Source organism: Hoeflea sp. AS16, from assembly GCF_038900095.1.
GTDB lineage: Bacteria > Pseudomonadota > Alphaproteobacteria > Rhizobiales > Rhizobiaceae > Hoeflea.
In genome coordinates, this window is the sequence record NZ_JBBMQQ010000001.1 from 749,742 (window position 1) to 773,247 (window position 23,506).

At 60.4% G+C, this 23,506-nt stretch carries 22 protein-coding genes and 2 tRNA genes; 9 read left to right on the forward strand and 15 right to left on the reverse strand.

The genetic code is table 11. The annotated features are described in order from the left end of the window. Nucleotides 1-72: 72 nt before the first annotated feature. Nucleotides 73-375: an HlyU family transcriptional regulator gene (locus tag WNY80_RS03585; protein WP_342885963.1), complete on the forward strand. Its 303-nt coding sequence runs from the start codon at nt 73-75 to the stop codon at nt 373-375. Nucleotides 376-436: 61 nt separating this feature from the next. On the opposite strand, the gene WNY80_RS03590 is transcribed toward WNY80_RS03585, so the two are convergent. Together WNY80_RS03590 and WNY80_RS03595 are read right to left on the reverse strand one after the other, a co-directional pair. After that, nucleotides 437-1,183 (reverse strand): siderophore-interacting protein, encoded by a 747-nt coding sequence (locus WNY80_RS03590; protein ID WP_342885964.1) that lies wholly within the window; start codon nt 1,181-1,183, stop codon nt 437-439. Between the two features lie 80 nt (nt 1,184-1,263). Beyond that, nucleotides 1,264-1,728 (reverse strand): Lrp/AsnC family transcriptional regulator, encoded by a 465-nt coding sequence (locus WNY80_RS03595; protein ID WP_342885965.1) that lies wholly within the window; start codon nt 1,726-1,728, stop codon nt 1,264-1,266. 167 nt (nt 1,729-1,895) lie between these two features. Here WNY80_RS03595 and ald point away from each other — a divergent pair, with 167 nt between their 5' ends. Next, the gene (gene ald, locus WNY80_RS03600) at nt 1,896-3,014 is read left to right on the forward strand and encodes an alanine dehydrogenase (protein WP_342885966.1); all 1,119 of its coding nucleotides are present in this window, start codon (nt 1,896-1,898) and stop codon (nt 3,012-3,014) included. 87 nt (nt 3,015-3,101) lie between these two features. Here ald and WNY80_RS03605 read toward each other — a convergent pair whose 3' ends face one another. The 6 genes from WNY80_RS03605 to WNY80_RS03630 form a co-directional block, all read right to left on the reverse strand. Further along, nucleotides 3,102-3,602 carry a DUF1203 domain-containing protein gene (locus tag WNY80_RS03605; RefSeq protein ID WP_342885967.1) on the reverse strand — a complete coding sequence of 167 codons (501 nt, stop codon included), beginning with the start codon at nt 3,600-3,602 and terminating at the stop codon, nt 3,102-3,104. Nucleotides 3,603-3,672: 70 nt separating this feature from the next. Next, a complete protein-coding gene (locus tag WNY80_RS03610) occupies nt 3,673-4,254 on the reverse strand; it encodes a GNAT family N-acetyltransferase (protein WP_342885968.1) in 582 nt (193 codons plus the stop codon). A 1-nt stretch (nt 4,255) separates the two neighbouring features. After that, nucleotides 4,256-5,119, reverse strand: a complete 864-nt coding sequence (gene sseA, locus WNY80_RS03615; protein WP_342885969.1) for a 3-mercaptopyruvate sulfurtransferase — start codon at nt 5,117-5,119, stop codon at nt 4,256-4,258. 158 nt (nt 5,120-5,277) lie between these two features. Then, nucleotides 5,278-5,649 carry a hypothetical protein gene (locus WNY80_RS03620; protein WP_342885970.1) on the reverse strand — a complete coding sequence of 124 codons (372 nt, stop codon included), beginning with the start codon at nt 5,647-5,649 and terminating at the stop codon, nt 5,278-5,280. 265 nt (nt 5,650-5,914) lie between these two features. Beyond that, the gene (locus tag WNY80_RS03625) at nt 5,915-6,646 is read right to left on the reverse strand and encodes an alanyl-tRNA editing protein (protein WP_342886299.1); all 732 of its coding nucleotides are present in this window, start codon (nt 6,644-6,646) and stop codon (nt 5,915-5,917) included. After that, nucleotides 6,646-7,683 carry a cysteine synthase A gene (locus WNY80_RS03630; RefSeq protein WP_342885971.1) on the reverse strand — a complete coding sequence of 346 codons (1,038 nt, stop codon included), beginning with the start codon at nt 7,681-7,683 and terminating at the stop codon, nt 6,646-6,648. The genes WNY80_RS03625 and WNY80_RS03630 overlap by 1 nt, the downstream gene beginning before the upstream one ends. Nucleotides 7,684-7,955: 272 nt before the next feature. Between WNY80_RS03630 and WNY80_RS03635 the strand changes: the two genes are divergently transcribed. After that, the gene (locus WNY80_RS03635) at nt 7,956-8,600 is read left to right on the forward strand and encodes a ChrR family anti-sigma-E factor (protein ID WP_342885972.1); all 645 of its coding nucleotides are present in this window, start codon (nt 7,956-7,958) and stop codon (nt 8,598-8,600) included. Nucleotides 8,601-8,685: 85 nt separating this feature from the next. Continuing rightward, nucleotides 8,686-9,489, forward strand: coding sequence for an SDR family NAD(P)-dependent oxidoreductase (locus tag WNY80_RS03640; RefSeq protein WP_342885973.1), 804 nt, complete (start codon nt 8,686-8,688; stop codon nt 9,487-9,489). A gap of 9 nt (nt 9,490-9,498) precedes the next feature. Here WNY80_RS03640 and WNY80_RS03645 read toward each other — a convergent pair whose 3' ends face one another. The 6 genes from WNY80_RS03645 to WNY80_RS03670 form a co-directional block, all read right to left on the reverse strand. Continuing rightward, the gene (locus WNY80_RS03645; protein WP_342885974.1) at nt 9,499-10,857 is read right to left on the reverse strand and encodes an MFS transporter; all 1,359 of its coding nucleotides are present in this window, start codon (nt 10,855-10,857) and stop codon (nt 9,499-9,501) included. Between the two features lie 145 nt (nt 10,858-11,002). Beyond that, nucleotides 11,003-12,253: a cyclopropane-fatty-acyl-phospholipid synthase family protein gene (locus WNY80_RS03650; RefSeq protein WP_342885975.1), complete on the reverse strand. Its 1,251-nt coding sequence runs from the start codon at nt 12,251-12,253 to the stop codon at nt 11,003-11,005. A gap of 36 nt (nt 12,254-12,289) precedes the next feature. Then, nucleotides 12,290-13,141, reverse strand: a complete 852-nt coding sequence (locus WNY80_RS03655; RefSeq protein WP_342886300.1) for a DUF1365 domain-containing protein — start codon at nt 13,139-13,141, stop codon at nt 12,290-12,292. Between the two features lie 2 nt (nt 13,142-13,143). Next, nucleotides 13,144-14,484: an FAD-dependent oxidoreductase gene (locus WNY80_RS03660; protein ID WP_342885976.1), complete on the reverse strand. Its 1,341-nt coding sequence runs from the start codon at nt 14,482-14,484 to the stop codon at nt 13,144-13,146. After that, nucleotides 14,481-15,941 (reverse strand): deoxyribodipyrimidine photo-lyase, encoded by a 1,461-nt coding sequence (locus tag WNY80_RS03665; protein ID WP_342885977.1) that lies wholly within the window; start codon nt 15,939-15,941, stop codon nt 14,481-14,483. The genes WNY80_RS03660 and WNY80_RS03665 overlap by 4 nt, the downstream gene beginning before the upstream one ends. Nucleotides 15,942-16,120: 179 nt before the next feature. Next, nucleotides 16,121-16,195, reverse strand: a tRNA-Asn gene (locus WNY80_RS03670). A gap of 172 nt (nt 16,196-16,367) precedes the next feature. Between WNY80_RS03670 and WNY80_RS03675 the strand changes: the two genes are divergently transcribed. Continuing rightward, the gene (locus tag WNY80_RS03675) at nt 16,368-16,670 is read left to right on the forward strand and encodes a hypothetical protein (RefSeq protein ID WP_342885978.1); all 303 of its coding nucleotides are present in this window, start codon (nt 16,368-16,370) and stop codon (nt 16,668-16,670) included. A 26-nt stretch (nt 16,671-16,696) separates the two neighbouring features. Here the strand turns inward: WNY80_RS03675 and WNY80_RS03680 are convergent. Next, nucleotides 16,697-16,770 (reverse strand) — tRNA-Cys (locus WNY80_RS03680). A gap of 202 nt (nt 16,771-16,972) precedes the next feature. On the opposite strand from WNY80_RS03680, the gene WNY80_RS03685 reads away from it, so the two are divergent. The 4 genes from WNY80_RS03685 to WNY80_RS03700 all read left to right on the forward strand — a co-directional run bounded on the left by WNY80_RS03685 (nt 16,973) and on the right by WNY80_RS03700 (nt 23,369). Further along, nucleotides 16,973-17,647: a protein-L-isoaspartate O-methyltransferase gene (locus WNY80_RS03685; protein ID WP_342885979.1), complete on the forward strand. Its 675-nt coding sequence runs from the start codon at nt 16,973-16,975 to the stop codon at nt 17,645-17,647. A gap of 183 nt (nt 17,648-17,830) precedes the next feature. Continuing rightward, nucleotides 17,831-19,183 carry a TolC family outer membrane protein gene (locus WNY80_RS03690; protein WP_342885980.1) on the forward strand — a complete coding sequence of 451 codons (1,353 nt, stop codon included), beginning with the start codon at nt 17,831-17,833 and terminating at the stop codon, nt 19,181-19,183. Nucleotides 19,184-19,364: 181 nt separating this feature from the next. Further along, nucleotides 19,365-20,198 (forward strand): DUF2497 domain-containing protein, encoded by an 834-nt coding sequence (locus tag WNY80_RS03695; protein ID WP_342885981.1) that lies wholly within the window; start codon nt 19,365-19,367, stop codon nt 20,196-20,198. A 357-nt stretch (nt 20,199-20,555) separates the two neighbouring features. Continuing rightward, nucleotides 20,556-23,369 carry a valine--tRNA ligase gene (locus tag WNY80_RS03700; protein WP_342885982.1) on the forward strand — a complete coding sequence of 938 codons (2,814 nt, stop codon included), beginning with the start codon at nt 20,556-20,558 and terminating at the stop codon, nt 23,367-23,369. The last annotated feature ends 137 nt before the right edge of the window (nt 23,370-23,506 follow it).

The following is a 23,506-nucleotide window of genomic DNA, read 5'->3' on the forward strand; positions in this document are numbered from 1 at the left end:
TGATTTGCTCGGCGGGCCCGGAAAGGCCGGCAGGGCCGGCAACAAGATGATTACGAGAGTGAGGAGCTTCACATGGCAGGCATTATGGACAGCATCCGCAATCTGTTCGGCGGCAAATCCGCGTCCAGCCCGCCGCAAGCCGCCAACGAGCCCGATACCTACAAGGATTGCCTGATCTACTCCGAGCCGATGGCCGAAGGTGGCCAGTGGCGGCTGGCCGGGCGCATCGTCAAGGGTGACGGCGAGGCGGCCAAGGAGCACAAGTTCATCCGTGCTGATATCTTCTCGAACCGTGACGACGTTGAAGCCGCGGCGTTTCGCAAGGCGCGACAGATCATCGACGAGCAGGGTGATGCCCTGTTTTCCGGCCGGTAACGCGATTGCTGTGCACCGGGCGTTTGTCCAGACGGTTCACAAGTGGAGCCGCCCGTTTGTTTCAGGCGCTCAGCGCGTTTGCGTCCTCGCGCTTGGCGATCTTGTGGGAGTCCTCGTTGATCCCTGATTTCCAGTAGCTGGAGATATAGAGGTTGCTGCTGTCCAGACCGCGCTCGCTGCGAAAATAGTCGCGCAGCTGGCGCATGGCGGAGAATTCGCATGCCGCCCAGACGGATGGATTTCCCGCAGCCCAGGTCACGCTTTTCACCCGGTCGACCAGGAGATGGCTGTCTTTGCAGGGATGCGGATTGACCACCCATTCGATGTCGAGCAGCTTCGGCTTTTTCAGATCCTGGATATCGGCTTCGTCCATGACCTCGATTACCGCCGTGCCCTTGGCGGTGCCGGGGAGCATTTCGAGATTGCCGGAAATCGCCGGAAGCGCCGTCATGTCGCCCACCAGCAGATACCAATCCGCATCCGCGTGGACCAGTTTGCGCGGGCCGGGGCCGCCAATGGTGATGCGGTCGCCGATCCTGGTGTTCAGTGCCCACAGCGTTGCCGGGCCGCAATCTTCATGCAGGGCGAAATCCACGTCGATTTCCGACTGGCGATGGGTGCGGACCGTATAGGTGCGAACGACGTCGCGGCCGGTTTCGGAATCGGGCAGCCGCAGCTTGATGTAGGCGCTGGTCTGATCGGCCGGGAAGCCTGCAAGGCCGGGGCCGCCAAGGGTAATCCGCAACATGTTGGGTGTTACCTGTGCCTTGCCGATGACGTCAAGTTCGCGGGGTTCCGGGCGTGCCATGATCTTGCTCCTGATCTTTCAAAGTTGGGAGCGTACCTAACAGATCACCTCGCAAATAAACATGACAAAAATTATCACATTTAATTCAACCCGACATTCGGACGATCGGTGATTTCGCGGAGCGCGAAGCTGGAGTTGATCTTGACCACATGGGGCAGGGCAGACAGCCAGTCCCGGTGGATGCGCTCGTAATCTTCCAGATCACGGGCTGCGATGCGAAGCACGTAGTCATATTCACCGCTCATCAGGTAGCAGACCAGGACATTGGGGCAGCGTTTCACCGCGGCTTCGAATTCGGCCAGTGTCTTGGCGAACTGGCCGGAGAGCGAAATATGGACGATGGCGATCATCCGGTAATCGAGCGCCTTGTGCGAGATCCGGGCATGATAGCCCTTGATGACACCGGATTTTTCCAGGATGTCGAGCCGCCGGGAGCAGGCGGATGCTGACAGCCCGACGCGCTCGGCAAGCGCTGCGTTGGAGATGCGACCCTGTGTTTGAAGCGTCTTCAAAATGGCGATATCGATGGTATCAAGGTCACTCATTCGCAGAAAATCCAGTATATTTGAAATTATGCGCAAGAATATTCGACAGGCGTGATCTGATCAAGGGTAGTTTGCAAGGACATCTCACCGGTCCAGTGATTGAATTGGGTGCATTGAAACTTCAACCGGCAGCCAAATAGCCGGCCATTCTCCCGGAGGAGACATCAATGCGTGTAGGTTGCCCCAAGGAAATCAAGAACCATGAATACCGTGTCGGCCTGACGCCTGGCGCGGTTCGCGAATATGTGGCGCATGGTCACGATGTGATTGTCGAGACCAAGGCGGGCATGGGGATCGACGCCGACGACGCAGCCTACCAGGCCGCAGGCGCACAGATCGTGGGCAGCGCCAGGGAAATCTTCGAACGCTCGGACATGGTGGTCAAGGTCAAGGAGCCGCAGCCTTCGGAATGGGCGCAGCTACGCGATGGCCAGCTCCTTTATACCTATCTGCATCTGGCGCCGGATCCCGAACAGACAAAGGGTCTGCTGGCATCGGGCTGCACGGCCGTGGCCTACGAGACCGTCACCGATGACCGCGGTGGCCTGCCGCTGCTGGCGCCGATGTCGGAAGTGGCCGGACGCCTGGCCATCCAGGCCGGTGCGACGTCGCTGCAGAAAGCCAATGGCGGACGCGGGATTCTTCTGGGCGGTGTTCCCGGCGTGCTTCCTGCCAAGATCACCATCATCGGCGGTGGCGTGGTTGGTCTGAATTCGGCCAAGATGGCCGTCGGCCTTGGTGCGGACGTGACCATTCTCGACCGTTCGCTGCCGCGCCTGCGCCAGCTCGACGATGTTTTTGGCGGCCGGGTTCACACCCGTTACTCGACCATCGAGGCTTTGGAAGAAGAAGTCTTCTCTGCAGACGTGGTGATCGGCGCGGTGCTGATCCCGGGGGCAGCCGCTCCCAAGCTCGTTACCCGCGAAATGCTGTCGGGCATGAAGAACGGTTCGGTGATCGTCGATGTGGCCATCGACCAGGGGGGCTGCTTCGAGACGTCACACGCCACCACCCATGCCGACCCAACCTATGTGGTTGATGGCGTGATCCATTATTGCGTGGCCAACATGCCCGGTGCGGTGCCGATCACCTCCGCCCATGCACTCAACAATGCAACGCTGCAATATGGTCTGCTGCTGGCCGACAAGGGCCTGAAGGCAATTGCCGAGGACCGGCATCTGCGCGCCGGGCTGAATGTGCACAAGGGCCGCATCACCAGCCGTCCGGTCGCCGATGCCCTGGGCTACGAACTGGCTGATCTCGATCAGGTGCTCAAGGTCGCCTGACGCGTTTCCGCGCACCCGGCTTCGTGGCTGTCTACAAGAGAAGAGTGGCCCGTCCGCATCGAGACATGCGGGCGGGCCTTTTTGTTGTCAGCCTGTCCGCGACCAGAGGTCTGGCTGCGTGGCAAGCACCGCCTTGCAATGGTAGCAATTGTTGCGTGATGAACGGATGTGGACTGCCTTCACCATAGGCTCGCCCAACAGCTTCTCGATGCGGTTCGGAATGGCTTCGAGCTTGATGACGCCACCGGTCCCATAAACGATGCGCTCATCGGCATCGTAACCGCGCAGGATGTAATCGGGACTCGTCAGGAAGGCCGGGAGTTCAGCCCGACCCAGTGGCTCGGCTGTACAGGGTTCGGCATGAAGGAACACAGGCCCGGTCTCGGCATAGGCGTGGGTAGTGGAAAACGGGCGCCAGGCGGCGATCAGGTAGGGCTCGTCCCGGCCTACCATCCGCATGCAGCGCCGGCAGGGCACGCCGGTTCCATCGGATAGTTTTCGTTCAGGTGAATTGCCATAGGAATCGCCGCCGCCCGAGCGGAGATGGGCGGCGGTTGTTTCGTCCATTGGTTCGAAAGTGAAAGCCATTGTTTCCTCGCATGTCGGGTCGACCATCATGCGAGTTTTGTCGTGCGTTCAGGTCGCATGCCACCCGATTTCAGCCAGCGGTTTGGTTTCCGGCTTTCATCAGGCTCAGGATTTCATCATCGGACAGCGGCCGTACGATGGCCTGGTTCTGGCTCACAGGTTCGAATCCCATCTTCTGGTAAAGCGGCAGGGCGGCAGGGTGATCGAGCGTGTTGGTCGAGACGATGACGCGTGCGGGCGTGGTTGCCCACGCGGTTGTCAGGGCCTGGCCCAGCATCCATTCGCCAAGCCCGCGTCTGCGCACATGCTCCATCAGGCCGAAATAGGACAATTCAACCGTGGAATCCTCTAGATCGGCCAGTTCGAAGAAACCGGCGGGCGCTCCGTCGACGCTGAGCACGAAAATGCTGGTGGTCTTGGCGTGAACGATCTTGGAAAGATGGTCATCGGTCATGCGCAGGCGGGCGACCCAATGCCATTCACGTCCGACCTGCCACTGTAGATAGCGGTAGAAATGCAACGGAATGTCCGTTGCCTTCATCAGCGTCGCATGCAGGTTGACGGGCAGAGGCGTGATAGCCCGCGGTCTGCGCTTCATTTCAAGATGCGTGACGGTTGCCTTGAGCGATTTCGTTTTTGCCGCTTTGGCCATTTCATGCCTCTCCGGTGACAACCGGGGTGTCATCACGACCACCCCATTCGGACCATGATCCATCGTAGAGCGTGTTGTCGCGGTGCCCGACCGAGTGCAGCGCAAGGGTGATCACCGCTGCTGTCACGCCGGAACCGCACGTGGTCACCACCGGTTTGTCGAGATCAAGCCCGGCGGCCTCGAGCGTCAGGCGCAGATCCTTGAGCGGCTTGAGTTTGCCTGCCTCGGAGAGGACGGAGAAGGGCACATTTCGGGCGCCGGGCATATGGCCGGAGCGCATGCCTTCGCGCGGCTCGGGTTCGACCCCGGTGAAACGGCCCGGTCCGCGCGCGTCGGCAATCTGCGACGAACGGCTTTCGACAATCGACACCATCTGGTTGAAGCCGGTGATCGCCTGGCGATTGAGCGTGGCGTTGAAGCGGGCGGGGGATGGCGTTGCAGGTGTTCCGGTTTCGACCGGCAGCCCTTGTGCCTTCCAGGCATCGAAGCCGCCATCCAGAACGTAGGTATTGCCGGCACCGAAAGTGCGCAGCAGCCACCAGACGCGGGGCGCGGTGAACATGCCCGGGCCATCATAGACCACGATCGTGTCGGTTTCAGACAGTCCGAGTTCACCGGCGGCGCGGGCAAAATCGGCTTCGGCTGCAATCGTGTGCGGCAGATCCGAGTCGGGCGCGACGATCTTATCCTGATTGAAAAACACGGCGCCGGGAATGCGTGAGGCTGCAAATTCAGTTGCGCCATCGCGTTTCTGGGCCGGCAGATACCAGGAGGCGTCGACGATCTTGAGGCATGTTTCACCTATGCGGCTTTTCAGCCAGTCAAACGAAACAACGAACGGGCTTTGATCGGGTGGCGTGTTCATGCAGTGGTCCTCAAATGCTGGGGCGGGCGTCAAGGCTGTGAACCTGCTGCCTGGCCGGCATGATATGCGATAGGCTTGGCTTGCGGCAATGAGAAGCACCGGTTTTACAAACAAAAACGGGCCGATGACCGGCCCGTTTCAATCCATCATTGATCAATCTAGTAGATTGAGGTCGGATAGTAGTTTTTGGCTTCGTCAAACAGGATCGCTGTGGTCGGCGTCTCCGTGTCTTCGTCAACTTCGGCGTCTTCTTCCGCTTCGGTTTCTTCCAGCAGCAGCAGGGCGGTTTCGCTTTCGCTGGTGGCTTCGCCTTGGCGAACTCCCTGCGAACCGCCTGCGCCACCCGGAGGCGGCGGCGGGCGATTGGGGCGCTGGGTGGTTTTCTCAGTCGCCGTATCGCTGGACAAAAATGCTGTCACACGATCCGACACCGTACGCGCCGCGTCCGATGGGGCGACGGAATCTGTCTTCTGGACAGATGTCTTGGTGTTGTTGGGGGCAGCCGGTGAAGGCACCGTGCTCGGTACCATTGCGGAGACCGGGTAGGTTCTTGCTTGAATGGAAGGCATCGGGTTGCTTTGCTAGGTTCGGCGCGAAGCCGGACAGGCCTCGATCACGGCGTTAAACTGTCTGCCGCCAGGCACGAAGGCTCCTGGTGGCGTAAATCAACAGTTACGCCGGCCGCCTTAATGACTTGTTAAATGGACATGTAAGGTTGTCCGGACCTGCAAAATAGTGGTCCCGTAGCCTTTTGAAACGACACGCGGTTTCCGTTCGCTGTCTCAAGCAGGGTGGTCAGGCGGGAAGCGGGCCGAAGCGGATGCGGAATCGGCGGTTTTCCTTACCCTTTTTCTCGATCTTGCCGATGTGGATTTCACCGACTTCAGCGGTTTCGCCGACATGGGTGCCGCCGCAAGGCTGGCTGTCGACGGATGACCCTTCACCGATGCAGACCAGGCGAATGCGTCCCTGGCCACGTGGAGGGCGCACGTTCTTGGATTTGACGAGATCCGGATTGGCTTCCAGCTCCTGTTCCGAAATCCACTGATGGAAGACCGGATGATTGGCGTTGACCAGTTCCATCAGCTTTGCGGTGACCTCGGCCTTGTCGATGGTGTCGGTCATGTCGAAATCGATCCGGCTGTCGGTTTCGCTGACCGCCGCGCCGGTGATCGGATAGGGACAGACCACCGACAATAGATGGCAGGCGGTGTGCATGCGCATCAGCCGGTAACGCCGGTCCCAGTCGATGTGCTGGACCAGTTTTTCACCGATGGCGGGCGCTGCCTGGCCGGGCGCCGGGATCAGGATGATCTCGGCCTTGGTGTCGCCGGTAACCGTTCCCGCGATCTCGATCTTGTCGCCGTTCTCGCGCTCGAGAAACCCGGTGTCGCCGGGCTGTCCGCCAGAGGTTGCGTAAAAGCAGGTCTGATCGAGCAGGATGCCGCCATCTTCGCGAACGCCGGCGACCAGCGCTTCGACGGTTGAGAGATAGGCATCTTCGAGAAACAGTGCGGTCATCGGGATTATTCGCTCACATAGGGGATGGACAGATCGCTCTTGCGGGTCAGCCATTCGGGCACCGGCAGATCCTTGGACGCCAGGAATTCGGGGTTGAACAGTTTCGACTGGTAGCGGTTGCCGTAATCGCAAAGGATGGTGACGATGGTGTGGCCTGGTCCCATCTCGCGGGCCATGCGAATTGCGCCGGCAACATTGATACCCGACGAGCCGCCAAGGCAGAGACCTTCGTGCTGCAGGAGATCAAACACCAGCGGGATCGCTTCCGAATCGGGGATGTTGAAGCTCATGTCGGGGGTGAACCCCTCCAGGTTGGCGGTGATTCGCCCCTGGCCGATGCCTTCGGTGATGGAGCCGCCGGAGGATTTCATCTCGCCGGTGGTGTAAAAACTGTGGAGAGCAGCGCCATCGGGATCGGCAAGGCCGATCTTGACGGACTTGCTCTGGCTGCGAAGCCCTTCGGCCACACCGGCAAGCGTGCCGCCGGAGCCGACGGCGCAGATGAAGCCGTCGACCTTGCCGTCGGTGTCGCGCCAGATTTCCGGTGCTGTGGTCTTCACGTGGGCGCGGCGGTTGGCGACGTTGTCGAACTGGTTGGCCCAGATCGCACCGTTGGGATCTGACTTGGCGATCTGCTCGGCCAGACGGCCAGACAGGCGGACGTAATTGTTGGGATTGCGATAAGGCGCCGCCGGGACCTCGACCAGTTCGGCGCCGAGCAGGCGAAGCGCGTCCTTTTTCTCCTGGCTTTGCGTCTCCGGGATAACGATCACGGTCTTGTAGCCAAGAGCGCAGGCCACCAGCGCCAGCCCGATGCCGGTGTTGCCGGCCGTCCCCTCGACGATCGTGCCGCCGGGGCGCAGCAGGCCCTTTGCCTCTGCATCGCGAATGATCTCAAGCGCTGCCCGGTCCTTGACCGACTGACCCGGATTGAGAAACTCGGCCTTGCCAAGGATAGTGCAGCCAGTGGCCTCCGACGCGGCTTTGAGGCGGATGAGAGGTGTGTTGCCGATGGCGTCGAGAACAGAGTTGATGGCTGGCATGGTTTTTCCTGTTATTGGCTGTGAGCGCACAGACTGCCCGAAACTATGCAGCCAGTTCTGGCTTCTCAAGGGGCATGTTGCAAGAAACCTGCTCTCCTGAGGTTGGAGTATAAGGGAAAATTTGCCTTCAAACGGCAAAAATGAGAAATGGCATGTTCCGGTGATCCGTATTGTGCCCGTGGGCGTAGACAGTGAAAATTGGATTGGCCGGGAACGGCCTTCGACTTCTGCAGCGTGCAGGGGCCGTTGAAAAAGAAGAAAGCTTGATACGCATGGTGCGTGAACATATCGATACGATCGACTCGCTGCTTGCCCGGTATGTCGCCGGGACTCTTCCGACCCCGGCGCGAGTGCTTGTCGAAGCCCATCTGGAACTGAAACCGAAAAGCAGGATCAAGGTTGCCAATCTTGAGGCCATGGCCGGGCTCGAACTGATGGCAATCGATCCGGTTGCGCTCGATGACCGCGATGCAATGCTGGCTGCCGTGCTCGGATCGGCAGCGCCGGAAGCCGCGGCTGCGACACCCGGGGCTGAAACGCGGGTCTTTCCCAAGGCGCTGCATGATTTCGTCGGCTTTGACGCAGATGAAGTGCCCTGGCGGACGCGCATGCCCGGCTTCAAGGAATATGATCTCGGCGACATCGAGGGGTGTCACGTCAACCTGTTCTGGATCAAGCCGGGCCGGACTGTACCTGCGCACACGCATGAAGGCAGCGAATTGTCGCTGGTGCTTGACGGGGCGTTCAGCGATGCGCGCGGGCATTACGGCCGCGGCGACATCTCGGTTGCCGACGATAGCGTCGATCACCGCCCGCATGCCGACATGGGCCGGCCGTGCATCGGTTTCGCGGTCATGGATGCACCCTTGAAGCTGACCGGTTCGTTCCGGCAGCTGATCGGCGACATTATCGGCTGACGCTGGTTTAACCGCCGACAAATTGAACCAAAAGGCCGTCTGGAACGTAACAGGTTCCAGACGGCCTTTTTGATTGGAGACACGCATGACCACTTTCACCGCCACCCCCGCAGACGGATCCGCCTGGGTCACCGGCGCCTCCAGCGGTATCGGAAAGGCGCTGGCGCTGGATCTGGCAGGTGAGGGGTTCACGGTCTATGCGACCGCGCGCAGCGAAGAGGCGCTGGCCGAGCTTGCGGCGTTGTCGGACAAGCTGAAGGGTCGAATAATCGCGACACCGGGTGATGTCACCAACGCAAAGGCGATGGCGGAGATCACGGGGCGCATCGCAAGCGAAGGCAACGGGCTGGCGCTGGCTGTCTTCAATGCCGGGGTCTACCTGCCGGTGCATGGCGAGACGCTCAAGGTCGATGACTTCGAGAAAACCTTCGCGGTCAACCTGTCGGGAGTGGTCAAGGGGCTTGTTCCCGCCATCGAACGGATGAAGGCCCGCGGGCGTGGACAGATTGCCATTGTGTCTTCCGTCACCGGCTATGGCGGCATGCCGACAAGTGCGGCCTATGGTGCGACCAAGGCGGCGCTGATCAACATGGCTGAAAGCCTGAAGTTCGATCTCGACAAGTTCGGGGTGCGCATCCAGGTGATCAATCCGGGTTTCGTCGACACACCGGCCACGGCGGACAATGCGTTTGAAATGCCGGCGCTGATCACGCCCGGGCAGGCGGCCAAACGGATTGCGCAAGGGCTCAAGTCGGGGGCTTTCGAGATCACCTTTCCGCGCCGCTTCACCTATGTTCTCAAGGCGTTGCAACTTCTGCCCTATCCCGCCTATTTCTGGTTGATGAATGCCGCGACCGGTTGGAAAAAGCGGCCGCTCGAAACCGGGTGAGCAAGAAGTTCAGGCCGTTTCGATGCGTTTGCGCAGCTCTTTCTGCGCCGTCTCGTCGAGCGGAAAATTCCACATGATGGCAATGCTGGCGAGTTTGGCCGCAATCGGGACCCAGGCATAGGCGACAGCCAGTGCCATCAGCCCGTCTCCGGTACTCGCACTTGACGCCGGGTCGAAGCCGAAAGCCGCAAGAACCGGAAACACGATACCGACACCGCCGGCAAGCGAGAGTTTAGTGGCGAGACTCCAGGCTGCGAAATAGGTGCCAGAGCGCTGCTCGCCCGAAGCTGCGGTGTCGACATCAATGACATCGGCCTGGATGGCCGGCGGCAAACTGAGGTCAAAACCAAGCAGCAGGCCGGTCACGGCGCAAATCGATGCGAAGGCGATCAGGCTGCCTTCGGGCAACAATGGCGCGGGTGCGAAGGCCGTGCAGGCTGCCAGCATGCCGTAGCACCAGGCCCGATGCTTGCCGACCCGGCGGGCAACCCAGGCGGCAAGCGGAACGCCTGCAATGGCGCAGAGAAAATAGAAAAACAGCAAGGGGCCGCGGGCGTCGGGAAGCCCGAGGCGGGCCGAGACGAAATACAGAAACAGGGTCGCCGGAATACCGTTGGCGAGCCCGTTGAGGAAAAACGCCAGGATCAGCCGGACGAAGGGCCGGTTGCGGACGAGATGCGACAGCCCTGCCTTGAGATCGACCCGGACACGTGAATGCTCGACGGGCTCGGGCGTCAGCGCCACGGCCACGGCGCCGAAAAGCGGCAGGCCGACCAGAATGGCGAGGCCAAGCGAGGCCAGTCCATGCACTCCACCGGCCTGGTCAAACCCGATCGAGAATGGCAGGGCGATGGCGATGAGGGTTCCGACAAGGGTGAGGCCTTCGCGCCAGGCAGTGATCCGTGAGCGGCCATGGTAATCCGTCGCCAGTTCCGCGCCCCAGGCCGAAAACGGGATCAGGGCTGCGGTGTAGCCCAGTGACAGCAGCAGGCCCCATGCGGCCAGCCAGAGCACGCTTGCGTCAACGGGTGGCCAGAACAGCATGAAGGCGGAAAGCGCGGTCAGTGGCAGGCTGATGGCGAACAATGTGCGGCGACGGCCAAAGCCCGGGCGGAACCGGTCTGCGGCCCAGCCGATCAGCGGGTCATTGACCGCATCGAAAACCCTCACGATGAGCAGTGCGAATCCGACAGAGGCCAGGGAAAGCCCGAGTGTCTCGGTGTAGAAAGTCGGAACCAGCACGTAGAGCGGCAGGGTGAGGGCCGCGAGCGGAATGGCCGGCAGCGCATAGGCGATGATGCGGGCAAGGGCCAAGGGAGCTGGTGTCGCCAGCTGGAGATGGGAGGCGATGTCGGGATTTGCGGCCAATGTTCCATCCACGCGTTTGGCCGAACCCTTGCGGTCAGGACCTTGAGACCTTCGATCATTGTGTTGAATACGTCCCAGACCCTGAAATGGTTCACCCCGCCGAGGCGATGCTTCGACGGGGTGGATTTCAAAAATACTGACCGGATCAGCTGTAAACGACCTGACGGACGTTGATGTGGCCGGAGCGGAAGCCGGCTTCGCAGTAGTACATGTAGAATTCCCACAGGCGCTTGAAGCGGTTGTCGAAACCCATGGGTTCGATTTCCTCCCAGGCGTTCCAGAAACGCTGGCGCCATTCGGCCAGTGTCCGGCCGTAGTCGGGACCGAATGCGCGGTGCCCGACCATTTCAAGTCCTGCTGCTTCCCCCAGCGTTTCGAGATGGTTCTCGGTCGGCAGCATGCCGCCGGGGAAAACATAGCGCTGGATGAAATCCGGGTTGGCGCGGTAGGATTTGTAGGCCTCGGGCTTGATGGTGATGATCTGCAGCCCGGCACGGCCGCCGGGTTTGAGGCATTGCCGCACCTTGGAGAAATAGGTCGGCCAGTATTTCTCGCCGACAGCCTCGAACATCTCGATCGAGACGACGCCATCATACTTGCCGGTTTCGTCGCGATAATCCTGGAAACGGAGATCGACCTTGTCGGACAGGCCGGCCTTCTCGATGCGCTCACGCGCAAAGGCCAGTTGCTCGCGGGAAATGGTGAGCCCGGTGACGTGGCAGCCGATCTCGCTGGCGGCGTATTCTGCGAAGCCGCCCCAGCCGCAGCCAATTTCAAGAACACGGTCTCCGGCTTTCAGGCCTGCTGCCTGCGCCAGCGCCCGGTACTTGGCGGTCTGCGCGCTGGCCAGATCATTTGCGCCATCGGCGTAGAGCGCCGATGAATAGGTCATCGTTTGATCCAGCCACTTGGAATAGAAGGCGTTGCCGAGGTCGTAATGGGCGGAAATGTTCTTCTTGGCCTGGGAGCGCGAGTTTGACCTCAGCCAATGGCGGATCAGTTCGACAACGCGGGCGATGCCGCGTGCGCCGCCGGCCAGGGTGTCTCCGACTTCGACATTGACCAGAAACAGCTCGAGAAACGCCGTCACGTCGGGGCTTTCCCAATCGCCGTCGATGTAGGATTCGGCCACGCCGATGGTGCCGCCGGTCAGGGCCCGGTGGGCAAGGTTCCAGTTGTGCAGGATCAGCGTCGCTTCGGGACCTTCCGCGCGGCCTTCAATCAGCACGGTACGGCCGTCCGGCATGCGGATCGACAATCGTCCGTGCCCCATGTGCAGGAGCCCGCGCAAGGCCATCTTGGCCTTGGCCGGCAGCCCGCGCAAATAGGCCGACACATTTTCCGTCGACAGCTTTTCAGCAGTTTGATGTTCGTTCCAGGTGGCTTCAGTCTTCATGAGCGCAGCCTCCGCCGTCTCGCATTGGTTCATCCGTCACGGCTTGGCCACCTGACGTTCGAACTTTCCCTGTTCGCGAAAGCTCGCACTGGGAGGCGGCGCCGGGCGCGGCACGTAACGCATCCCCTTGAGCCACAATTTGAGTGCCTCATAATGGATGCCGCCGACGATTTTCCACGTCAAAAGCGGAATCTGCAAGAGGCAAGCCAAAATTGATTCGCTCGACATGGCGCGCCGGGCGCCATTGTAGGTGGCGGCGAGCAGCGGACCGGACTGGTCGGTTTCCATGATCCGCCACTTCAATTGCTTGCCCGGAAGGTTCATCCGGAAATCGTAACGCGCATCCATTTCGACGAATGGCGAGACGTAAAACAGCTTGGAACGGCTCTGGCGAATGCCGGCCGCTGTCAGGTCTCCGGCCTCGATCCTGCAGACATAGGTGTGGTTTTCGCCGAAGGTGTTGCGCACTTCGTAGACCAGCGCGAGGGGCTGACCGTCGTTGTCGTAAGCATAGTAGACCGACAGCGGATTGAAGACCTGGCCGAAAATGCGTGGATAGCAGGCAAGCTCGATCCGCGCGGCGGGCTGGTCGAGGCCGGCATCTGCAAGCAGGGCGTCGATATGGGTGCGCAATGTTGGCTGCTCGGCGCCGCGCAAGTGATCGGCCTCGTGAAAGGACATCACGTTGGAGCCGTTGACCGAGAACAGTGGCGACAGGCGATCGGCTTCATCGAGACGATCGAGATCGACGAGTATCGAATAGACCTTGTAGCGGAACCGGTGACCGACGGGTTTCATGCGCTGGTGCATGACGTCGCCGGCATAAAGGCACGCCGGTGCTCTTGTCGTGTTCGCTTCCGCCGGGGCGGTTTGCTGGGCTGGTGTCATGCTCATGCGGCGATGTCCACGGTTTGGGCGGCGCCGGTCTGCCAGGGCAGGGTGGCGCCGAGGGCTTCTGCGGCCCGTATGCCGGAGGTCAGGCCGTCCTCGTGAAAACCGTAACCGGTCCAGGCGCCGGCAAAATAGGTGTTGTTGTCGCCCTGGATCTGGCCGAGACGAGCCTGGACTTCCATCGCATCGGTCCCGAATTGCGGATGATCGTAGCTGTATTCGCCGAAAACCAGTTCCGGACGCGGTTCACGGTCGGGATTGAGGGTGACGAACAGGGGCTTGGAGGGATCAATGCCCTGCAGCCGGTTCATCCAGTAGGAGACCGCGACATTTGCATCGCTGCGCTGATCGGACGAGCGCAGGTAGTTCCACGAGGCCCAGACCTTCTTGCGGGTTGGCATCAGCCTGTCGTCACGGTGCAGGATCACACGGTTGGGGCTATAGGGAATGGCGCCCAGGATCGATCGTTCCTGTTCCGTCGGCCGGTCGAGAAGGCGCAGCGCCTGATCGGTATGGCAGGCGAGAATCACCTTGTCGTAGGATGTCGTGGTTCCGGTGGTGTCGAGGATATCGACGCCGTCGGCGGTTCTGCGCACCGAGACGACGCCTGCATCGAGGCGAACCCGGTCTCCCAGCGGCGCCAGCAATTCGGTGAGATAATTGCGGCTTCCGCCGGTGACGGTGCGCCAGGTTGGCCGCTCCTGATAAATCAGACGGTGGTTTTCGAAGAAATTGACGAAATAGGTCGCCGGGAATTCCATCATCCGCTTGGCCGGGGTCGACCAGATCGCGGCTGCCATCGGCACCAGATAATTGTTCATGAAGCCCGGTGAAAAGCCGCGCCAGTTGAGATAATCGCCGATCGAGCGTGCTGCGAGGTGGCCTTCGGCACGGTCCTGCAGGCAGATCTTGTTGAAGCGGAGGATTTCGCGCAGCATCAACAGGAAGGAGGGGCGCAGCAGATTGCGTTTCTGCGCAAACAGGGTCGACAGGGTGTCGCCACCCCATTCCATCTTGCCGTGATCGAGCGACAGGGCAAAGCTCATGTCGCTGTCATGGGTCCTGACTCCGAGGTGATCAAACAACGCGGTGAGGTTGGGATAGTTGAGTTCGTTGTAGACGATAAAGCCGGTGTCGACCGACAGGGCTTCGCCGTCATAGTCGATGTCCACCGTGGCGGTGTGTCCGCCGGGGCGTTTTTCGGTTTCATAGAGTGTGACATCGTGCAACTCGCGCAATGCCCAGGCAGCCGACGAGCCGGAAATGCCGGAGCCGACGACGGCCACTTTCAAACGCTGCGGGCCGGTGGCGACTGGAAAAGGCTTCAAATGAACGTTCATGCGGCATCCTTGATCTGCTGATAGGCGGCCAGTGCGCGGTTGCGGGCCAGCTGATGGTCGACAATTGGGTGGGGGTAGGTGTCGCCGAGGTGGACGCCGGCGGTGTTTAGAACCTGATCCGGTGCGGCCCACGGCTTGTGGATGAATTTGTTGGGCATCTCTGAGAGTTCGGGGACAAAGCGGCGGACATATTTGCCGTCAGGGTCGAATTTTTCGCCCTGCAACACCGGATTGAAAATCCTGAAATAGGGGGAGGCGTCGGCTCCCGAGCCTGCGACCCATTGCCAGCTCGCGGCATTGGAAGCCGGGTCTGCATCGACCAGCGTATCCCAGAACCAGTCTTCGCCCTTGCGCCAGTCGATCAGCAGATGCTTGGTGAGGAAGGAGGCGACGACCATGCGCACGCGGTTGTGCATCCACCCGGTCTGCCAGAGCTGGCGCATGCCGGCATCAATGATCGGGTAGCCGGTCAGGCCCTTCTGCCACGAGGTGAGGGCAGCGGCATTGTCCAGCCAGGGAAAGCTGTCGAATTTGGGGTTGTGATTCTTCTCGGGCAGCGCAGGCTCATTGGCGAGCAGGTGCCAGGAGAATTCGCGCCAGCCGATTTCCTTGCGAAACTTGTTCCTGTCATCTGGGGCTGCATCGCTGTCGGTGGTTTTCAGCGCTTCGAAGATCTGTGCCGGGGTGATTTCGCCGCTGGCAAGGTGCGGAGACAGGCCGGACGTGGCGTCGACACCGGGAATGTCGCGGCGATCGGAGTATCCCTGCATACGGTCTTCAAGGAAATCGGCGAGCTGTGCATGAGCGCCGGCTTCGCCCGGTGTCCATGATCGCACCATGCCACCCGACCAGTCGGGTTTGCTGGGGAGCAGATCCCAGCTGTCGAGAGATTCGGTTTCCACCCCGGAAATTCCCGGAAAAGCTTCGAGGCTCGCCGGTGCATCAAGTGGCGGACGGTTTTCGACGTGCGGTTCGAGTGCGCGCCAGAAAGGGCTGTAGACCTTGTAGTATTTGCCGGAGCCGGTGCGCAGGCGTGTCGGCTCGTGCAGCAACTGGCCGGCAAAACTCTCGGCAACGATGGCCCTGGCCTGAAGTCGCGCCTTGAGGGCCGAATCAGCTCCGAGAAAGGCAGGGTCGTAGCGGCGATTCCAGTACACCGCCGTGGCACCGATGGAATTTACAAGTTGCTCTATGAGATCTGCGGGATCGCCGTTGCGCAAAACGAGCGGCGCACCAAGCTTGTCGAGCGTCGCGGACAGCGCGGATAATGAGTGGTGCAACCACCAGGCACGGGCAGCACCCAGCGGCCGGGCATGGGTGCCGGTTTCGCGAATGTAGACCGGAACAAGCGAAGCGTGCTGACTGGCGGCAACGAGCGCCGCATTGTCCCCGATCCGCAGATCATTGCGGAACCAGACAATCGCCGTGTCTTGTAAAATGGGGGTGGTGCGGTCCATCAGATGCATTTTTTCCGTTTGGGCGAAAATCGCCGGGGCTTTTGAATGTCTCTTACGGAGCTACGCAAAAGACGGATCAAAAGTTTCGCGAAAAAATGCGGATCATCGACTGAGTTGAGGGACGTGGCCTGAAATAAAAAAGGCCGCAATCCTCAAAAGGATGCGGCCTTTTTGAAATCTGGCTCCCCGGGCCGGATTCGAACCAGCGACCGATCGATTAACAGTCGATTGCTCTACCACTGAGCTACCGGGGATCACCGCGTTAAGCAGCGTGTGGGGCCTATAACAAATGCCTCTCTGATTTGCCAAGCTGTTTTTGAAGAAAATGTGTCGATCTTGCTCTGGCCACCGTCAAAGCCCATGTTTTGGGCTCAATTCAAGCGTCTATCAATGGACCACGAAACCACCAGAGGCAGATCCTCGCCCATGTTGCCGAAGCGTTTTTTCAATTTCCATGCCGGACGTGGCGAGGTTCATATCGGATCGAGGCTTTTTCGCCTGCCCGAGCGCGCCCCGGTGAGAATCGGGCTCGGGGCAGGCCTGCTGGTCGGCGGCAGCCTGGGATTTCTGCCGGTCTTGGGATTCTGGATGATTCCGCTCGGCCTGCTGGTGCTGTCGCAGGATTTGCCCCTGGTGCGCCGCTGGCGCCGGTCATTCGTCGTCAAGATGGAACGGCGCAACGGCAAAAGACCCAAGCGCAACAGCGCGCCCGCGGATACGGCTGAATAGAGCAATCTGGGAATGGCAGGTGGAAGTGGAGGCCTCGCCCGGAATCGAACCGGGGTGCAAGGATTTGCAGTCCTCTGCGTAACCACTCCGCCACGAGGCCTCATGCCGGTTTTTGACCGGACGGCTGGCAAATAGACGGAGAATCGCAGCTGCGCAAGGGGCTTGTTGGTTGTCAGGGTTGCTTTCTCGATGACTTGTTCGGTTGAAAACCTCTAATTCGACCGGCTTGCCTGCGGATCAGCTTGAATCTCGCGGTGCGGCGCTTTAATGAAGCGCGAGACAAGATGCATCGGAGAGACCGGATGGGCACCGACTATCAAGACGCGCGCCAGAAAATGGTGGACAACCAGATCCGCACCACGGATGTGACATCACATTCGGTGCTGAAAGCCTTCCTGACGGTTGCGCGTGAGGATTTCGTTCCCACACCGCTCAAGCCATTGGCCTATATCGATAGCGATATCCAGATTTCGGCCGGTGGCGCCGATGGGGTCGCGCGCTATGTGATGGAGCCATCGCCGCTGGCCAAGATGCTGCAACTGGCCCAGATCACCCGTGATCATGTGGTGCTCGAAATTGGCTGCGCATCCGGCTATTGCGCCGCGCTGCTGTCGTTGCTTGCCGGTTCGGTGGTCGCGGTCGAAAGTGATTCGGATCTGGCCGATGCGGCAAGTGAAAGATTGAGTGACGGAGGCTATGACAATGTGGCCGTCGTCACGGGCGATCTTGAAAAAGGCTATGCTGCCGAAGGCCCCTATGACCTGATTTTCATCAACGGTGCGGTTGAAATGGTGCCGCCGGCATTGTTCGATCAGTTGCGCGAAGGCGGGCGGCTGGTTGCTGCCGTCGGTTTGGGGCTTTCCGCGCAGGCCTATTTGTTCGTCAAGGACGGTGGCGTGGTGTCGGGCAGGCCGGCATTCAACATTTCTGTCAAGCCGCTGCCGGGCTTCCGCAAGACCGAAGAATTCGTTTTCTAGCCACCCCGGGGTGCGCGAGCCAGCTGTGCTGCCAATTGTCGCGCTGTTGCGCGATGGCAACTTGATGGGGATTAGTGCTCTATTCCGTGCGGTGTGTGATTGCGTCAGACGGCTCTAGCCATCATATGTTGATGCAACACCATGATAGTGTCCTGTGCTAGATCGGGGCCACCGTTTTCGCGCATGCTGGAGTACCCACTCGTGTCATTTGTCAAGAATTCACTCGCCTGCGTTGCCGTCGTTTCGATGATGGTGCTGGCGCCACAGCCGGTTTTCGCCGAGACGATCTACCAGGCGATGGCCAAGGCCTATGAGAACAACCCAGATCTCAATGCCGCGCGTGCCGGTTTGCGAGCGACGGACGAAGGTGTGGCACTGGCGAAATCGGGATATCGCCCGATCATCGGTGCTGAGGCCGTTACCACGTCGTCAAACACCGAGGGTGTGGTGACCAATTCTGCGAGCATCGGCGTTTCAATCACCCAGACGCTTTTTGATGGATTTCAGACCCGCAACAATGTGCGTGCGGCTGAAGCCGCGGTGTTTGCCGGCCGCGAGAACCTGCGTGGCACCGAGATCGATATCCTGCTGGCCACGGTTCAGGCCTATGCCAATGTCAACCGCGACAACCAGATCGTTGCCTACCGCAAGCAGAACATTGCCTTTCTGCAGGAACAGTTCTCGGCCGCGCGGGCACGGTTTGACGTGGGCGAGAGCACACGGACCGACGTGAGCCTGGCGGAAGCCGAGCTTGCGGGGGCGAAGGCCAGCCTGACGGCAGCGGTTGCCCAGGCCAAGTCCAGTGCCGCGGTTTATGCACAGATCGTCGGTTCGGTGCCGAAGAACCTCAAGCCGGTGCCGTTGCCGCGCAAGCTGCTTCCCGCTTCACTGGAAATGGCAGTGGCCCAGGGCACCAAGGAGCATCCGGCGGTGTTGGCGGCTCTTTATGGCGTCGATGCAGCCGATTTCAGCGTCAAGGCAGAAGAGGGGACATTCCTTCCCGGCGTCAAGGTTGTTGGTTCGGTTTCCGAAGCCGATGGCGGCGTTACCACAGGCGCAGTTCAGGCCAAGGTGACCATACCGCTTTATCAGGGTGGTGCGGCTGCAGCATCGGTTCGCCAGGCCAAGGAAAAACTCGGCCAGCAGCGTATTCTGGTTGATTCGGCTCGCCGTTCGATCGAGCAGTCGGTGGTCTCCTCCTGGACGCAGATGGAAGCCGCAATCGCCACCATTCAGGCCAACCGCGCCCAGCTGGCCGCGGCCAATCTCGCCCTGAACGGTGTTGTCGAGGAGCGCCGCGTCGGGCAGCGCACCACGCTTGATGTGCTCAATGCGCAGCAGACGGTGCTCAACGCCAAGGAAGCGATTTCACAGTCGGAGCGCAACGCCATCGTCGCAAGTTTCTCCGTGCTTGCCTCAACCGGCAAGCTGACCATCGACCGGCTTGGTTTGCAGGTGGCCAACTACAAGCCGGAAGTTCATTACGAAGCGACCAAGGACCGCTGGTTCGGTCTGCGCACCGTCGACGGCCGCTGAACCAAGAGCGAAGCAAGCAATCGCGCGAACAAACTGTATTTCGCGCTATTGACGTGAATTCCTGTGCATGAACGCCGAACCTTCGTCAGCTGCGATTCTCAAATCGTGGTCGATGCCATAAGCTGACAAGGTGATTCGCCGGTTGGCATGAGCCTGGCGACGATAGTAACGGAGCGTAATCATGGGACAGGCCGGCGCACAGCGCGAACCGTCGATGGAAGAAATTCTGGCTTCCATCCGCAGGATCATTGAAAACAACGAGCCTGGAGCGGACGGCAATCCGGTTGATGCCGGTGCGGCATTCAAGCAGTTCGATGCCGATGACAGCAGCTATGATGCGGAACCTGCGCTGCAGGAAGCCGAAAGCCAGCGGACCGCTGCCAATGATGCCCCTGTGGCTCAGCCTGTTTCGCTTGCCGATGTAGCGGCGCGGGCACGGGCGGTTCCTGATACCCATTCAGCCGATACATTCAACGCTCATGCTGACGCCGGCGACAAGGTTGCTGTCCGCGCGTTTGGCGGCGGAGAAGTCAATGGCTTCGAAACATCCGACAACGCATCCGAAGTGATGGATGCGGCTGCCGAGGAACTCCGCGAAGCACTGACTTCCGATGAGCCGGTCGAGGCGATAGCCCCGGCTGCGGCCGCCGCGGTCAAGCCGGTGGAGGCCGAACCGGTTGAGCAGCAACCTGAACCGGTTGCCCAGAAGCCTGAACCCGTTGCGCAGCAGCCCGAACCCGTCAAATCCGATACTCCTGCCGATGACCGGGAACCCCCGGCTGAAGAGGCAAGCGGCGGCCAGCTGGTTTCGCTGCAAACCGTCGAGAAAGTCGCTGCAGCCTTCGGTGAGCTTGACGCGGCAGTCGCGGCAGGCCAGCGGCGCTCGTTTGACGAGATTGCCGAAGAGATGCTGCGGCCGATGCTGACCCAATGGCTTGATGACAACCTGCCGACGCTGGTCGAGCGGCTGGTGCGGGAAGAAATCGAGCGGGTATCGCGCGGCAACCGCCGCTAGACACCATTTTTTCCGAACAGGTACTTGTTGCCGCAGCAGGCTGGTCGTCTGCTGCCTACCGTTTGTTTATTTGACCGGCTGCCGCCGTGCTTCTTGCGGTCGTGGATGTGAGAACGGCCGAGTGCAGTTTTGGTGCCGGCGTGGAACTCGTGCCGATTTGGCGACGGTATTGATCCAGAACAATGATATGGTTGGGAGCCGGTCTACATTGCGGTGTGGAAAGGACGCGCGGCCTGATCCGGGCTTGTGCGCCGTTGCCGGGCGATATCTGGTGCCCGGTGCGGGTCGTGTTGACTCCACCATTTCGTTCCGGTTTATGCCAATCCTGTCCCTTCAGATGCAAACGGTTACCCGATAATGCTTGAAAAAACCTATGACGCCGCGGCCGTAGAGCCTAAAATTGCGACACGCTGGGCAGAGGCGAATGCATTCGCCGCTGGTGCCGGCGCACAGCCCGAGCGGGATTCGTTTTGCATCGTGATCCCGCCGCCGAACGTGACCGGCTCGCTGCACATGGGGCACGCGCTCAACAACACGCTGCAGGATATCCTGGTGCGTTATCATCGCATGCTGGGCGAAAACGTGCTGTGGCAGCCGGGCATGGACCATGCAGGCATTGCCACGCAGATGGTCGTCGAGCGGCAACTGGCCGAGCAGAATATCGATCGCCGCGAGATCGGACGCGAAGCATTCGTCGAAAAGATCTGGGAATGGAAAGAGAAGTCCGGTGGAACGATCTTCAACCAGCTCAAGCGGCTTGGCGCCTCGTGTGACTGGTCACGCGAACGCTTCACCATGGACGAGGGGCTTTCGCGCGCCGTTCTCGAAGTCTTTGTCACCCTCTACAAGGAGGGGCTGATCTACAAGGACAAGCGGCTGGTCAACTGGGATCCGAAGCTGCTGACGGCGATTTCAGACCTCGAGGTCGAGCAGGTCGAGATGCAGGGAAGCCTTTGGCATTTCCGCTATCCGCTGGCTGATGGTGTCACCTATGAACATCCGGTGTCCTATGACGAGGAAACCGACACGCACAGCTATGAAACCCGTGACTACATCATCGTCGCCACCACCCGGCCGGAAACGATGCTGGGCGACACCGCCGTTGCGGTCAATCCCGAGGATGCGCGCTACAAGGATCTGATCGGCAAGGACGTTGTTCTGCCGCTGGTCGGACGGCGAATCCCGATCGTCGGCGACGACTATGCCGACGAAACGGCGGGTTCGGGTGCGGTGAAGATCACGCCGGCGCATGATTTCAACGACTTCGAAGTCGGCAAGCGTCACCATCTCAAGGCCATCAACATCCTGACCACCGACGCGCGCATGGCGCTCAAGGACAACGAGGACTTTCTCGAAGGTCTCAAGGTCGAGGGCAAGCTGATCGAGGTAATCGAAGAGCTTGATGGCATGGACCGCTTTGCCGCGCGCAAGGAAGTCGTTGCCAAGATGGAGGAAATCGGCTGCCTCGATCATATCGAGGCGCACATCCACATGGTGCCGCATGGCGACCGTGGCGGGGTTCCGATCGAGCCGTTTCTGACCGATCAGTGGTACGTCAATGCAGCTGAAATGGCCAAGCCGGCGATTGAAAGCGTGCGCGAGGGCCGGACCAATTTCGTGCCCAAGAACTGGGAAAAGACCTACTTCGAGTGGATGGAAAACATCCAGCCCTGGTGCATTTCCCGGCAATTGTGGTGGGGACACCAGATCCCGGCATGGTACGGACCTGACGGGCAGGTTTTCGTCGAGAAGGACGAGGAAGCTGCGCTCGAGGCTGCAATCCAGCACTACATTGCACATGAAGGCCCCTGGAAGGCCTGGGTCGAGGAGAAGCTCGAGAATTTCAAGCCGGGCGAGATCCTGACCCGCGACGAAGATGTGCTCGACACCTGGTTCTCGTCGGCGCTGTGGCCGTTTTCAACGCTGGGCTGGCCAGACAAGACGCCGGAGTTGGCGCGCTACTACCAGACCGATGTGCTGGTGACCGGCTTTGACATTATTTTCTTCTGGGTTGCCCGGATGATGATGATGGGGCTGCATTTCATGGATGAAGAACCGTTTCACACGGTCTATGTCCATGCTCTGGTGCGCGACAAGGACGGCGCCAAGATGTCGAAATCCAAGGGCAATGTCATTGACCCGCTGGAGCTGATCGATGAATACGGCGCCGATGCGCTGCGGTTCACACTGGCGATCATGGCGGCGCAGGGCCGCGATGTGAAACTCGATCCGGCGCGGATCGCCGGTTACCGCAATTTCGGCACCAAGCTTTGGAATGCGGCACGGTTTGCCGACATGAACGGTGCGGTTCTGGACCCGGCCTTTGACCCGTCGGCGGCAAAGCTGACGATCAACCGCTGGATTCTCACCGAACTGACCCGCACGGCGAACGAGGTGAAAACCGCAATCGAAGCCTACAAGTTCAATGAGGCTTCCAGCGCTCTCTACCGGTTTGTCTGGAACCAGCTTTGCGACTGGTACCTGGAATTGCTCAAGCCGGTGTTCAACGGGGAAGACGAGGCAGCCAAGGTTGAAGCCCGCGCCTGTGCCGCGCATGTTCTGGCGGAAGCCGTGAAGCTTTTGCATCCGTTCATGCCGTTCATGACCGAAGAACTCTGGGAGCATCTGGCCGGGACGGGCGCCGGGCTGGCCTGTCATGCCGCATGGCCAACGCCGGTGTTTGCGGACGAGGATGCTGCTTCCGAAATCAACTGGCTGATCGATCTGGTCTCTGGCCTCAGGTCGGTCCGCGCGGAAATGAATGTTCCGCCATCGGCGAAAGCTGCGCTGGTCATGGTTGGCGCGGCCGAGGTGACCAAGGAACGGTTGCTTCGTCACCAGCCGGCCATCAAGCAGATGGCCCGGGTGACGGACATTGTGCTTGAAAGCGAAGTGCCCTCGGGATCAGCCCAGATCGTTGTCGGGGAGGCCACGGCCTGCCTGCCGCTGGGTGATCTGATCGATCTGGAAGCCGAGAAGGCGCGGCTCGAGAAGGCACGCTCGAAGGTTGCCGCCGATGTCGACAAGATCGAGCGCAAATTGGCCAACGAGAAATTCGTTGCCAACGCCAAGCCGGAGGTGGTTGCGGCGGAGCGTGAAAAGCTGGTCGAACTGCTGGGGCAGAAGGACAAGCTGGGCGAGGCGATCGAGCGGCTTTCCCAGGCTGGTTGAGACCAAGACAACGAAAATACAGCAAGAGGGCGGTCCGGAGAACGGGCCGCCCTTTTTGTTGTCGGACCGGGGCGCTGGCGTTTGAACTGCTCCGGCCGTTTTTTAACCCGGCACTGCCACGTCGAGGTTGGTGACGG

Bases quoted from the DNA above. Each gene is read 5' to 3' on its own strand.
- WNY80_RS03585 (WP_342885963.1), top strand. From the start codon at position 73: ATGGCAGGCATTATGGACAGCATCCGCAATCTGTTCGGCGGCAAATCC.
- WNY80_RS03590 (WP_342885964.1), bottom strand. From the start codon at position 1,183: ATGGCACGCCCGGAACCCCGCGAACTTGACGTCATCGGCAAGGCACAG.
- WNY80_RS03595 (WP_342885965.1), bottom strand. From the start codon at position 1,728: ATGAGTGACCTTGATACCATCGATATCGCCATTTTGAAGACGCTTCAA.
- ald (WP_342885966.1), top strand. From the start codon at position 1,896: ATGCGTGTAGGTTGCCCCAAGGAAATCAAGAACCATGAATACCGTGTC.
- WNY80_RS03605 (WP_342885967.1), bottom strand. From the start codon at position 3,602: ATGGCTTTCACTTTCGAACCAATGGACGAAACAACCGCCGCCCATCTC.
- WNY80_RS03610 (WP_342885968.1), bottom strand. From the start codon at position 4,254: ATGGCCAAAGCGGCAAAAACGAAATCGCTCAAGGCAACCGTCACGCAT.
- sseA (WP_342885969.1), bottom strand. From the start codon at position 5,119: ATGAACACGCCACCCGATCAAAGCCCGTTCGTTGTTTCGTTTGACTGG.
- WNY80_RS03620 (WP_342885970.1), bottom strand. From the start codon at position 5,649: ATGGTACCGAGCACGGTGCCTTCACCGGCTGCCCCCAACAACACCAAG.
- WNY80_RS03630 (WP_342885971.1), bottom strand. From the start codon at position 7,683: ATGCCAGCCATCAACTCTGTTCTCGACGCCATCGGCAACACACCTCTC.
- WNY80_RS03635 (WP_342885972.1), top strand. From the start codon at position 7,956: ATGGTGCGTGAACATATCGATACGATCGACTCGCTGCTTGCCCGGTAT.
- WNY80_RS03640 (WP_342885973.1), top strand. From the start codon at position 8,686: ATGACCACTTTCACCGCCACCCCCGCAGACGGATCCGCCTGGGTCACC.
- WNY80_RS03650 (WP_342885975.1), bottom strand. From the start codon at position 12,253: ATGAAGACTGAAGCCACCTGGAACGAACATCAAACTGCTGAAAAGCTG.
- WNY80_RS03655 (WP_342886300.1), bottom strand. From the start codon at position 13,141: ATGACACCAGCCCAGCAAACCGCCCCGGCGGAAGCGAACACGACAAGA.
- WNY80_RS03660 (WP_342885976.1), bottom strand. From the start codon at position 14,484: ATGAACGTTCATTTGAAGCCTTTTCCAGTCGCCACCGGCCCGCAGCGT.
- WNY80_RS03665 (WP_342885977.1), bottom strand. From the start codon at position 15,941: ATGGACCGCACCACCCCCATTTTACAAGACACGGCGATTGTCTGGTTC.
- WNY80_RS03675 (WP_342885978.1), top strand. From the start codon at position 16,368: ATGTTGCCGAAGCGTTTTTTCAATTTCCATGCCGGACGTGGCGAGGTT.
- WNY80_RS03685 (WP_342885979.1), top strand. From the start codon at position 16,973: ATGGGCACCGACTATCAAGACGCGCGCCAGAAAATGGTGGACAACCAG.
- WNY80_RS03690 (WP_342885980.1), top strand. From the start codon at position 17,831: ATGCTGGAGTACCCACTCGTGTCATTTGTCAAGAATTCACTCGCCTGC.
- WNY80_RS03695 (WP_342885981.1), top strand. From the start codon at position 19,365: ATGGGACAGGCCGGCGCACAGCGCGAACCGTCGATGGAAGAAATTCTG.
- WNY80_RS03700 (WP_342885982.1), top strand. From the start codon at position 20,556: ATGCTTGAAAAAACCTATGACGCCGCGGCCGTAGAGCCTAAAATTGCG.